Origin of the sequence: Mediterraneibacter massiliensis, assembly GCF_001487105.1 — a bacterium.
Classification (GTDB): domain Bacteria; phylum Bacillota; class Clostridia; order Lachnospirales; family Lachnospiraceae; genus Mediterraneibacter; species Mediterraneibacter massiliensis.
On the sequence record NZ_LN913001.1, the window covers coordinates 1,470,570 to 1,483,387 of the forward strand.

General features: G+C 42.3%; 9 protein-coding genes. 8 read left to right on the forward strand and 1 reads right to left on the reverse strand.

Going from position 1 to position 12,818, the window contains the following annotated elements:
- Positions 1–16: 16 nt before the first annotated feature.
- The 4 genes from BN3282_RS11220 (at position 17) to BN3282_RS11235 (ending at position 4,990) form a co-directional block, all read left to right on the forward strand.
- On the forward strand, positions 17–274 hold the full coding sequence (locus BN3282_RS11220) for an HPr family phosphocarrier protein (RefSeq protein WP_059069223.1): 258 nt from the start codon (positions 17–19) through the stop codon (positions 272–274).
- A gap of 146 nt (positions 275–420) precedes the next feature.
- Positions 421–1,761 (forward strand): putative DNA modification/repair radical SAM protein, encoded by a 1,341-nt coding sequence (locus BN3282_RS11225; protein WP_059069225.1) that lies wholly within the window; start codon positions 421–423, stop codon positions 1,759–1,761.
- 20 nt (positions 1,762–1,781) lie between these two features.
- Positions 1,782–2,546 carry a TIGR03915 family putative DNA repair protein gene (locus BN3282_RS11230; protein WP_059070423.1) on the forward strand — a complete coding sequence of 255 codons (765 nt, stop codon included), beginning with the start codon at positions 1,782–1,784 and terminating at the stop codon, positions 2,544–2,546.
- A 77-nt stretch (positions 2,547–2,623) separates the two neighbouring features.
- Positions 2,624–4,990 (forward strand): ATP-dependent DNA helicase, encoded by a 2,367-nt coding sequence (locus BN3282_RS11235; protein ID WP_059069227.1) that lies wholly within the window; start codon positions 2,624–2,626, stop codon positions 4,988–4,990.
- A 4-nt stretch (positions 4,991–4,994) separates the two neighbouring features.
- Here BN3282_RS11235 and BN3282_RS11240 read toward each other — a convergent pair whose 3' ends face one another.
- Positions 4,995–5,873 carry a LysR family transcriptional regulator gene (locus BN3282_RS11240; protein ID WP_059069229.1) on the reverse strand — a complete coding sequence of 293 codons (879 nt, stop codon included), beginning with the start codon at positions 5,871–5,873 and terminating at the stop codon, positions 4,995–4,997.
- A 128-nt stretch (positions 5,874–6,001) separates the two neighbouring features.
- Here BN3282_RS11240 and BN3282_RS11245 point away from each other — a divergent pair, with 128 nt between their 5' ends.
- The 4 genes from BN3282_RS11245 to BN3282_RS11260 all read left to right on the forward strand — a co-directional run bounded on the left by BN3282_RS11245 (position 6,002) and on the right by BN3282_RS11260 (position 12,785).
- Positions 6,002–6,697: a TIGR01906 family membrane protein gene (locus tag BN3282_RS11245; RefSeq protein ID WP_059069231.1), complete on the forward strand. Its 696-nt coding sequence runs from the start codon at positions 6,002–6,004 to the stop codon at positions 6,695–6,697.
- A 141-nt stretch (positions 6,698–6,838) separates the two neighbouring features.
- Positions 6,839–10,594: a phosphoribosylformylglycinamidine synthase gene (locus BN3282_RS11250; protein ID WP_059069233.1), complete on the forward strand. Its 3,756-nt coding sequence runs from the start codon at positions 6,839–6,841 to the stop codon at positions 10,592–10,594.
- A 478-nt stretch (positions 10,595–11,072) separates the two neighbouring features.
- Complete coding sequence (recA, locus tag BN3282_RS11255; RefSeq protein ID WP_205408545.1) at positions 11,073–12,158, forward strand: recombinase RecA; 1,086 nt, start codon at positions 11,073–11,075, stop codon at positions 12,156–12,158.
- 12 nt (positions 12,159–12,170) lie between these two features.
- Entirely contained in the window at positions 12,171–12,785 is a 615-nt protein-coding gene (locus BN3282_RS11260) for a regulatory protein RecX (RefSeq protein WP_059069235.1), read from the forward strand.
- Positions 12,786–12,818: the final 33 nt, after the last annotated feature.

Sequence of the window (12,818 nt, forward strand, 5' to 3'; positions counted from 1 at the left end):
AAGGAGGAAATGAAAAATGAAAGAATTCAAATATGTGGTTACAGATCCGGAAGGAATCCATGCAAGACCGGCAGGGATCCTCGTAAAACAGGCAGCAGGTTACCAGTGTGATGTGAAAATCGCAAAAGGTGACAAGAAGGCAGATGCTAAGAGAATTTTTGGTGTGATGGGATTAGGCGTTAAAACAGGAGAAGAAGTGACGATTTCTACAGAAGGCGCAGATGAAGACAAAGCAATCGCAGAACTGGAAGCATTTTTCAAAGAGAACTTGTAGATTGTGAGAATAGATAAACCAAGGATAAGAGGACGGCGGTAAGCCGTTCTTTTTTTGATTTATAGATTTTTCTTGTCAAGTATGAAAAAGTATGATATCCTTATAAAAAGAACATATGTTCTATTATTGAGGTAGGAGAAAGTACAATGTACGATAAAATCATGGAGGACATGTCTGTCTATGACAAATTGCAGATATTGTCGGATGCGGCAAAATACGATGTTGCCTGTACATCCAGTGGTGTGGACAGAAAAGGGAACGGTACAGGTATGGGCAACTGTAATAAAGCAGGTATTTGTCACAGTTTTTCCGCGGACGGCAGATGTATTTCACTGTTGAAGATTTTATTTACAAACGAATGTATTTATGATTGTAAATACTGTGTAAATCGTTCTTCCAATGATGTGGTCAGAACATCTTTTACACCGGAAGAAGTCTGCACGCTGACGATGGAATTTTACAGAAGGAATTATATTGAAGGCTTGTTTTTAAGTTCGGGAATTTTAAAAAGTCCTGATTATACGATGGAGCTGATCTATGCAGCGCTTTATAAGCTACGCCACGTTCATAATTTTCAGGGATATATCCATGTGAAAACGATTCCGGGAACGGATGAAGAGATGGTAAGACGGATCGGTTTTCTCGCTGATAGGATGAGTGTGAACCTGGAGTTGCCTACAGCAGAGGGACTGCGTCTGCTGGCACCCCATAAAAATAGGAAGAATATCCTGACACCTATGCGCCTTGTACAGAATAAGATGACGGAAAATAAACAGGAGATTACTTTGTATAGAAATGCGCCTCGATTTGTCCCGGCAGGCCAGAGCACACAGATGATCATAGGGGCTACCCCGGAAACAGATTACCAGATCTTAAATGTGGCAGAATCTTTATATAAGAAATTTGAACTGAAACGGGTGTTTTATTCTGCTTTTGTATCTGTGAATAAAGAATGTTCTCTGCTCTCTGCACGAACGGAAGAGGGTCCGCCGCTTTTAAGAGAACATAGATTATATCAGGCGGACTGGTTACTTAGATTTTACCATTTTGAGGCGAAAGAATTATTAGATGAAAAGAATCCCAATTTTAATATTTTTTTGGATCCAAAGTGCAATTGGGCATTAAAACATCTGGAATATTTTCCGGTAGAGGTAAACCAGGCTGATTATAAGATGTTGTTAAGGGTACCTGGGATCGGTTGTAAATCAGCGTCCAGGATCGTGAAGGCAAGACGGTTTGGAAACCTGAAGTTTGAAGATCTAAAGAAGATGGGAGTTGTACTAAAAAGGGCAGTATATTTCCTGACCTGCGGCGGAAGAATGATGTATCCGGTGAAAATGGAGGAAGATTATATTACAAGAAATCTTCTGCATACAAAAGAAAAACTTCCAGAAGGAACGGACCGGCTGACGTACCGTCAGCTGTCTCTGTTTGACGACGTACATTTTGGAGAAAAACAGGCGTGCAGGGAGGTCAGTCAGTGGTAAGGAAAGGAGGCGTCAGGCAGATGATGACTGTCTATCTATGTCAGGATACAATAACGGGGATATATTCTGCCCTTTATGACGCATGGCTGGAAAAGCGGGCAGGAGAGGCTAAGATTGCTTTGCACGGGAATATGGAACCGGAGTTGTTCTGCGAGTACAGCGAAGTGGAGGAAAAGCAAAAGAAAGCAAAGGCGATAGAAAGCCTGATACGAAAATACTTAGGAGAGAATGCCTACGAAGATATTTATCGTGCGCTGTTGGCAGACGATCCGGAGAAAGCAAATGCTGTTTTCATGACAATGCAGGAGGCGAGAAGGATAAAAGACAGCAGAAGGATCATGGAGCACTTAGATCACCCGGCCGTGGCAAAGGTGTTTGCGTTAAGCCGCAGAGTTGCAAATGAAGCCCATTATTTTATTGAATTTGTCAGATTTAGAGAGTTGAAAAACGGAATTCTTTTTTCAGAGATTGCGCCGAAGAGTCAAGTGCTGACTTGTATCGGAGATCATTTTGCAAATAGGTTTCCCCTGGAAAACTTCTTGATTTATGACAAGACTCACCGGGTCTTTCTGCTGCATGAGGCAAGAAAGCATTGGTATCTTGTGTGGGGAAAAAACCTAGATGAGGAGAGCATTTGTGAGATTTCAGAACAAGAGACAGAATATGAAAAACTTTGGAAATGCTTTTTTCATACGATTGCTGTTGAGGAACGGAAGAACCCAGTCTGTCAGCGCAGTCACCTTCCATTACGTTTTCGTACAGATATGTTAGAATTTGATAAGTGACTTGTGTGTATTTTCTCTATAAAAAATGTTTCTAAAAGGATTAGCCTTGTCATACGAAATAAGGTATAATAGACAGCATGGAAACAGAAAAAATGATAAAAATATCAGTCCGCAATCTTGTAGAATTTATTTTGCGGGAGGGGGATATTGACAATCGAATAGCGCCGGGAATGGAAAAAGATGCGATGTTGATGGGAAGCCGGCTCCACCGGAAAATCCAAAGGAGGATGGGCGCAGAGTATCATGCGGAGGTGAGCCTGAAGATGCAGATACCCTGTGAAGGATTCCTTCTGCAGGTAGAGGGAAGAGCGGATGGGGTCATACAAAAAGAAGATGCAGAGGAGGCAACGATAGATGAGATCAAAGGAGTGCTAAGAGATTTGGAGCATCTTACCCGTCCGGTCAGCGTACATCTTTCGCAGGCAAAATGTTATGCGTATATGTATGCCAAACAGGCAGGCTTACAAAAAGTTTCTGTACAGATGACCTATTGTCATTTGGAAAGCGAGGAAATCAAGCAGTTTACACAACAGTATATGTTTGAAGAACTGGAGGTCTGGTTTCAAGATCTGATTGCTGAATATGAAAAGTGGGCGCGGTTTCAGATTGAATGGAGAAAAAAGCGCAATCTCTCTATTAAAGCGCTTTCTTTTCCCTTTGCTTACCGGGAGGGGCAAAGAGAATTAGCGTATAGTGTGTATAGGACGATTTTGCGTAGAAAAAAGTTATTTATCCAAGCGCCGACCGGAGTGGGAAAGACGATGGCAGCTGTATTTCCGGCGGTCAAAGCGATGGGAGAAGGTTTGGGAGAGAAGATTTTTTATCTGACGGCAAAGACGATCACGCGAACAGTGGCAGAACAGGCATTTTTGAAGTTGAAAGGGAAGGGACTTTCCTGCAAGGTACTGACATTGACCGCCAAAGAAAAAATCTGCTTTCTAGAGCAGGCTGTCTGCAATCCGGATGCCTGCCCCTATGCAAAAGGCCATTATGACCGTGTGAATGAAGCGGTATTTGAACTGCTTACTGCGCAGAGTACTTTTACGCGGCCGGTGATCGAAGAACAGGCAAAGAAACATAGAGTATGCCCATTTGAGATGTCGCTGGATGTATCCAACTGGGTGGATGCGGTCATCTGTGATTATAATTATGTATTTGATCCGAATGCGCATTTGAAGAGATTTTTTTCTGAGAGTACCAAGGGAGAATATTTGTTTTTAATCGATGAAGCACATAATCTGGTAGAACGGGGACGAAAAATGTACAGCGCCGTTTTGTATAAAGAGGATTTCCTTGCGGCAAAACGACTTGTTCAGGAAGCGGACAGAAAATTGGCCAAAAGTTTTGGAGAATGTAATAAGCTTTTATTGACGCTGAAAAGGGAGTGTGAAAACTATCAGGTGCTGGAGAGTGTTTCCCATATTTCTTTGAAATTAATGAACCTGATGGGGGAGATAGAACGATTTTTAGAAGAGTGTGAGGATGAGGCAAAGAGAGAACCCATCTTAGAATTATATTTCCGGGTGCGTGATTTTATTAATATTCATGATCTTCTGGATGAGAATTATGTCATATATACGGAACTGGAGCCGGATGGGCGCTTTAAGCTGAAATTGTTTTGTGTGAATCCGGCGGTAAATCTGGCAGGTTATCTGGAACAAGGAAACAGTACGATCTTTTTCTCCGCGACCTTGCTCCCTATCAAGTACTATAAGAAATTGCTCAGTGTAGAGGAGGAAGATTACGCGGTATATGCGGAATCAACATTTTCTGCAGAAAACCGGCTTCTTTTGTTGGGGATGGATGTAAGTACGAAGTATACGAGACGGGGGCCTGCTATGTATGAAAGATTTGCCGACTATATTTTGAAACTGGCTGTATCTAAAAAAGGAAATTATATCGTCTTTTTTCCATCTTATCAGTTCATGGAGGATGTGTGCCGGATATTTGCAGAAAAAACTGCGGGGAGAAGTGATCTGGAAAGCATCATGCAGTCGCAGTATATGGAAGAAGTGCACAGGGAAGAGTTCCTGGAAAAATTTAAAGAGAACAGGGAGAAGACGTTGCTAGGTTTCTGTGTGATGGGCGGTATCTTTTCAGAAGGAATCGACTTGTCCAGAGACAGGCTGATTGGTGCCGTGATCGTAGGGACAGGCCTTCCGCAAGTATGCAATGAAAGAGAAATATTGAAAACTTTTTTTGAAAAAAGAAATATGCAGGGATTTGACTTCGCTTATCTGTATCCGGGGATGAATAAAGTCCTGCAGTCCGCAGGAAGAGTAATCCGTACGGAGAAAGACAGAGGCGTGATCCTGCTGTTAGATGAACGGTTTTTGAGAAGGCCCTATCAGGAAATCTTTCCACGGGAATGGAAGAAGTATCAAACATGCAGCCTGGAGACTGTGGAAAGACAGATCCGGGAATTTTGGGACAGCCAGAGCTGAAAGGTTAAGGAGCAAAATAACTTAAAAATTCCTGAACAGCTTTGGACAGAGGCATTTGTTCATTATATGCGATCACCAGTTCTCTTTCCGGCAGTTCCTCCTTTGTATCTACAATAAACAGACCGGTCATATTTCCGGCGATACAATAGTCGGGGAGAAAGGCAATGCCAAGGCCTATACGGGCAAGATCAATGAGCAGATCGTTGCTTGTCAGTTCTATCTCTGGGACGAGATCGAGCTGGTGCTGTTGAAACAGGCGATGTAGGAATTCATTGGTCGTACTATTTTTATCCAGCATTAAAATCGGATAGTGGGATAGTTCTTTTAAGGTGAATTTTTCATCTTTTAGATTTTTAAAAGCGCTTCCGGCAATGAAAACATCATGGAATGTTTTTATACTGTGAATTGCGGAGACATTACTTAAGCTAGTGTTTGGATAATTGACAACGATTAAGTCTACCTGGCCGTTTTCCAAAAGTTCTGCGCACTTGACAGAAGTCTGGTTGATCACTTTAATGTGAGCATTTGGAAAAGATCTGTGGAAACGTTCTAAATAAGGGACGAGAAAATATCGGCAGATCGTATCACTGGCGCCGATGCGGATCTGTCCTCCTGTAGTTGCGGCGTCAAGAAGCTGCGCTTCTCCGCGTTGGATCAGATGCATAGCAGGTTCTATATGGCGCAGAAGGATTTCTCCTTCAGGAGTGAGCTGTACCCGCTTTGTGCTGCGGATAAAAAGTGTCTGATCAAGTTTTCTTTCCAGTGTTTTGATGGATTGGCTGACTGCAGACTGCGAAATAAAAAGCAGTTTGGAAGCTTCTGAAAAACTCAAGGTAGATGCGACATGGAAAAACACTTTGTATAATTCATAATTTATATCCATTTATTAGACCTCCTAATAAAAACTACTTGTATTATAGGACAAAAAGGAGGGAATTACAATTGTAAAATTCACAGGCCGACAGGATATGATTCGAGAGGCAAAACAAAAAGCTAGAAAGGAACAAAAGCATGAACAAAGACACGAGAAAAAGAGATTGGCTTCTGGGGATCCTCTTTTCATTTTCGCTGATCACGGCAGTATTGATCTCCAGTTTTGAGATCGCTATGTATGCGGATTTTGGGTTTTACCAAAAAGAATATGAAAAATATAAAGTATTGCCCGAACTGGACATGGAGATGGATGACGTCATGCATGTTACGCGGGAAATGATGGCGTATCTAAGAGGAGACAGGGAAACACTGGAAGTTTATACGACGGTAGAAGGAAAAAAACAGGATTTCTTCAATGAACAGGATCGATTTCATATGGCAGAGGTAAAGGAGCTCTTCCTCGGAGGGCTACGCATAAGATGGATAGCTTTTGGCATTATGGCAGTCAGTTTGGCTTTATTGTTTTTTACGAAAGCAAAACGGAAAAGACTGCTTTGCCGTTCTTATCAGATCGTTCTTGCAGTCTCCGGCGGTCTGGCATGTATTCTCGGGATTGCTGCGGCAATAGACTTTAATGCAGTATTTGTTAAATTTCATCACATCTTTTTTGATAATGATCTATGGCTGTTCGATCCGACTGAGGATTATATGATCCGTATGCTTCCGGAGGGGCTTTTTGCGGATATGCTGGGTCGTATTGGTATTTTGTTTGGGGGAGGACTTCTGTTTTTGTTGGCAGTCAGCATAATCTGTATGAGAAAAAGAAAAAATTAATATTACTTATTAATTAGTTTAATTATATTAATTGTACTAATGAGAATGGGTGTGGTACCATAGAAAGTAGGAACTCTGACTGTGAGAATACAGCAGCACGGTTTAAAAGCAGCAGAATCAGAAAGAAAAAGGAGAAAATGTATGAGCAATGTAAGACGGGTATATGTAGAAAAAAAACCAGGATTTGCCGTACAGGCAAAAGAACTGAAACATGAAATCAAACATTATCTAGGGATCAGCACAGTGACAAATGTCCGAGTTTTGATCCGATACGATGTGGAGAATATCTCTGAGGATACATTTGAAAAAGCATGCAGCGGTGTATTTGCAGAGCCTCCGGTGGATGTGCTGTATAAAGAAAAATTTCCTGCAAATGAGGAAGATTTTATCTTTTCTGTAGAATATCTGCCGGGACAGTTCGATCAGAGAGCAGATTCTGCGGAACAGTGTGTACAGTTCATCAAAGAAGATGAAAAACCGGTGATAAAGACGGCTGTGACATATGTTTTAGAAGGAAATCTTTCTGCGGAAGAACAGGCAGCAGTAAAAAATCACTGTATCAATCCGGTGGATTCCCGAGAGACGGGGCTGGAAAAACCGGATACGCTTGTGACAGTATTTGAGGAACCGGAGGATGTGAAAGTGTTCGACGGTTTTAAAGATATGCCGGAAGAACAGTTAAAAATATTATATGATTCTTTGAATCTGGCAATGACATTTAAAGACTTTTTGCATATCCAGAAGTACTATGGTGCAGAGGAACATAGAGATCCGACTATGACAGAGATCCGTGTATTGGATACTTACTGGTCAGATCATTGCCGACATACGACATTTTCGACAGAATTAAAAGAGATCACCTTTGGAGAGGGCGACTATAAAGAGCCGATCGTCGGCACATATGAGCAATACCTGAAAGATCACAGTGAGATCTTTGCAGGAAGAGAAGACAAGTTTATCTGTCTGATGGATCTTGCACTGATGGCAATGCGGAAATTAAAAAAAGAAGGAAAATTAAATGACCAGGAGGAATCCGAAGAGATCAACGCATGCAGCATCGTAGTCCCGATCCGGGTAGATGGCGTGGAGGAAGAGTGGCTCATCAATTTTAAAAATGAGACACACAATCACCCTACAGAGATAGAGCCTTTTGGAGGCGCGGCAACCTGCCTTGGAGGAGCGATACGAGATCCGCTTTCAGGACGTACTTACGTATATCAGGCGATGCGTGTGACCGGAGCGGCAGATCCTACAGTATCGGTAAAGGATACGCTGAAAGGAAAATTACCGCAGAAAAAATTGGTGAGAGGAGCTGCCCATGGATACAGTTCATATGGGAACCAAATCGGACTCGCAACAGGGGCGGTCAAAGAAATTTATCACCCCGATTATGTGGCAAAGCGTATGGAGATAGGGGCTGTTCTAGGAGCGGCACCGCGGCGTGCAGTCATTCGTGAAACCTCAGATCCGGGAGATATCATCATTCTTTTGGGTGGACGGACAGGAAGAGACGGATGCGGAGGAGCGACAGGATCCTCCAAAGTGCACACAGAAGAGTCGATCGAGACATGCGGTGCGGAAGTGCAGAAAGGAAATCCGCCTACAGAGAGAAAAATACAGCGTCTATTTCGCAGAGAAGAAGTAAGTTGTCTTATTAAAAAGTGTAATGATTTTGGCGCAGGCGGTGTCTCTGTGGCAATCGGAGAACTGGCAGACGGACTGCGGGTAGATCTGGATAAAGTACCTAAGAAATATGCGGGACTGGATGGGACAGAGATCGCAATCTCGGAATCCCAGGAGAGAATGGCTGTCGTAGTAGATGAGAAAGATGTAGAGCAGTTTCTTGCTTATGCAAGAGAAGAAAATCTGGAGGCGACACAGGTTGCGGTAGTGACTGAAGAACCTCGTCTGGTACTTATATGGCGGGGGAAGGAAATTGTAAATATATCCAGAGCTTTTCTTGATACAAACGGCGCGCATCAGGAGACAAGCGTAGAGGTGGAAATACCGTCTAGCAAAGAGAGTCTGTTTGTAAAAAAAGAAGTGTCAGATGTGAAAAAAGAATGGCTGCGCACTTTAAGTGATCTGAACGTATGCTCCCAGAAGGGACTGGTAGAAATGTTTGACGGCTCTATCGGAGCAGGTTCTGTCTTTATGCCCCATGGAGGCAAGTATCAGATGACAGAGACACAGGCGATGGTGGCAAAGATCCCGGTGCAGACAGGAAAGACCGACAGTGTATCCATGATGAGTTATGGATTTGATCCGTATCTGTCCAGCTGGAGCCCATATCATGGAGCTGTTTACGCAGTAACAGAATCTATAGCAAAAATCGTGGCTGCGGGGGGAGACTATAGGAAAATACGTTTTACATTCCAGGAATATTTTCGCAGAATGACAGAAGAACCTAAGCGTTGGAGCCAGCCTTTTTCAGCACTTCTTGGAGCCTATGCGGCACAATTGGGCTTTGGTCTGCCGTCTATAGGCGGAAAGGATAGTATGTCAGGTACGTTCCAAGATATAGATGTACCTCCGACTTTGGTTTCTTTTGCAGTGGACATGGCTTTGGAAAAAGATATCATCACTCCGGAATTAAAAAAACCAGGGAATATACTAGTCTGGCTGCATATAGAGAAAGATGACTATGATCTTCCGGTTTACGAGCAGGTCATGAAAGCATATGGAAAATTTTCTGAAGATATACACAGTGGAAAAATCGTATCTGCATATGCTCTGGATCGTCACGGCGTCATTGCAGCTATAAGCAAAATGGCATTTGGAAATAGACTTGGGGTGAAAGTCGAATATGATCAGGAGGCGGATGAACTGTTTGCCCCTGCTTTTGGTGACATTGTGGCAGAAGTCCCGGCAGAGCAGATCGGCAATTTAAGTATTTCTTATACTGTGGTCGGGAAAGTGACAGAGGAAAAGAGATTTGTATATGGAAGTGCAGAAATCTCTCTCGAAGAAGCAGAGAATGCATGGACAGAGACTTTAGAAAAAGTATTTGCCACAAAATCATCGGACAATGTAAAGGAAGTAGAAGAAAGACTTTATCGGGCATCAGATATTCATATATGCAGCCATAAAATCGGGCAGCCTGCAGTCTTTATACCTGTATTTCCGGGAACAAACTGTGAGTATGACAGCCAGAAAGCGTTTGAACGTGCCGGGGCAAAAGTGATCACAAAAGTATTCAAGAATTTAAATGCAGAAGATATCCGTGATTCAGTTTCTGTATTTGAAAAGGCAATAGGTAAAGCACAGATGATCATGTTCCCGGGAGGGTTCAGTGCAGGAGATGAACCAGATGGCTCGGCAAAGTTTTTTGCAACCGCATTTCAGAATAAGAAACTGAAAGAAGCGGTAGAAAAGCTGCTGAATGAGAGGGACGGACTTGCACTTGGAATTTGTAATGGTTTCCAGGCCTTGATAAAACTAGGCTTAGTGCCAAATGGAAAAATTACCGGACAGACAGAAGATGCACCGACACTTACGTATAATACGATCGGAAGGCATATTTCCAAGATGGTATATACAAAAGTTGTTACAAATAAATCTCCTTGGCTGATGGGAGCAGAGCTGGGCGCAGTATATACAAATCCGGCTTCCCATGGAGAAGGGCGGTTTGTTGCGAACGAAACATGGCTCAAAAAATTGTTTGAGAATGGGCAGGTAGCAACACAGTACTGTGATCCAGAGGGTAAGATCAGTATGGATGAGACATGGAATGTCAACGGCTCTTACTGTGCTGTTGAAGGAATCACAAGTCCGGACGGAAGAGTATTAGGGAAAATGGCACATGCAGAGAGACGCGGAGACGGCGTTGCAGTTAATATTTACGGAGAACAAGATATGAAAATTTTCGAGTCTGGCGTGGAATATTTTAAATTGTAAATGGAATAGAGTATGTTGTTTTGCAAAACTCCCTGCTTGCTTAGCAGGGAGTTTTGTTGTCCGATCTTTATCACCGAGTTTTTTACATATTGTAAAAGATATGGTGGATAGAACAGAGGATAAAGCGGCTTTTGAAACAGTGACCGGCAGCGGAGCAATAACAGCATTGTAGGACAAAATTTTGCTTGTTTAGGAAATATAGGTGTGATATGATAAATGAAACACAGGATTTTCTTTTAGATACAACAGTATTCATGGCGTCTCTGCCGGCTGGTTTTGTGAATTTTCCCTGCTATTTATAAAAATATTTTAGACGGTGGATCCAGATTGCCAAAAGCAAATCATAGATGGGTTTTAGACAATGAAGGATACTTGTAGTAATCGAAAAGAAAATGTTGTTGACATTTTTGTGACAATATAATACTATAATAACAGGAGACGAACAACTGTTCGAAAAAAAGAAGGAGCAGCAGATACTATGGCAAATAAGATAGAGATGACAAAGTCGAAAAATATGGAAGAAAAAAAGAAAGCGTTGGATGCCGCAATCGCAAAATTAGAAAAAGATTTTGGAAAAGGAACTGTTATGAAATTAGGCGAGCCGGAGGCTAAGGTTTCTGTGGAAACTGTGCCGACGGGGTGTCTGAGTCTGGATCTGGCGCTGGGCTTGGGGGGCGTACCAAAAGGACGTGTGATAGAAGTCTATGGTCCGGAATCCAGCGGCAAGACTACAGTGGCCCTTCATATGATCGCAGAAGTACAGAAAAGAGGAGGAATCGCAGGTTTTATTGATGCAGAGCATGCGCTGGATCCCGTTTATGCAAAGAACATAGGAGTAGATATTGATGAATTGTATATTTCTCAGCCGGACAGTGGAGACCAGGCTTTGGAGATTGCAGAGACAATGGTCCGCTCTGGAGCTGTCGATATTATTGTCATCGACTCAGTTGCCGCTCTTGTACCTAAACAGGAGATAGAGGGGGATATGGGAGACAGCCATGTCGGATTGCAGGCAAGACTAATGTCCCAAGCACTTAGAAAATTGACTCCTGTGATCAGCAAGTCTAATTGTGTAGTTATTTTTATCAATCAGCTTCGTGAAAAGGTTGGTGTGATGTTTGGAAATCCTGAGACTACAACAGGAGGACGAGCCTTAAAGTTTTATGCTTCTGTCCGTATGGATGTCAGAAGAACAGAGACTTTAAAGCAAAGCGGCGAGATGGTTGGCAACAGAACTCGAATTAAAATTGTGAAAAATAAAATTGCGCCGCCGTTTAAAGAGGCGGAATTCGATATTATGTTCGGAAAGGGAATCTCACGTGCAGGAGACGTTCTGGATCTGGCGACAGGAATCGATCTGGTGAAAAAAAGCGGGGCTTGGTATGCATATGAAGGAGATAAGATAGGACAGGGCAGGGAAAATGCAAAAGTATATCTGGAATCTCATCCTGAAATAATGGAAGAATTGGAGAAGAAAGTAAGAGCGCATTACCATTTGGACGGAGAAGTGGAAGAAGAAAAGACAGAAGATTTAAAACTGACTCCAAAAACAGAAAAAGAATAGGACACTGCAATAATGGTCGTTACGAAGATAGAGTTGCTGACAAAAACAAAATATAAGATTGATATAGACGGACAGTTCGCTTTTGTTTTATATAAGGGCGAACTGTCCCGTTATGGTATTGCAGAAGATCAGGAAATTGCCGAAGAGACGATTGGAAAGATTGAAACAGAAGTACTTATGAAAAGGGCAAAATTGCGGGCTTTACATTTACTGGAAGATATGGACAGGACAGAAGGCGAACTTTATAAAAAACTAGTGCAAGGGATGTACCCGGAAGAAATTGTAAAAAAGACACTGGAATATGTGAAATCATTTGGGTACTTGGATGATCTGCGTTATGCTGAAAATTTTATTGTAAGCCGCAGGGAGAAGAAAAGCAGAAAAGAAATTTATGTATTGCTTAGCCAAAAAGGAATTGAGAGAGAAAAGATAGAGCAGGCATTTTACAATTGCTATACGGATACATCAGAAACGGAAGCAGTGAGGGGGATTTTAAAAAAAAAGAAATGGGAATCGACGGAAACAGATGAGAGAAAAATCCGGAAAATGTATGCGTATTTCGCACGGAAGGGATTTCGTTATGAGACAGTCCGTCAAGTAATACAAAATCATGATGACAATGCTTGACATAGTTGTGAAAACAGTATAAAATTTAAGTGT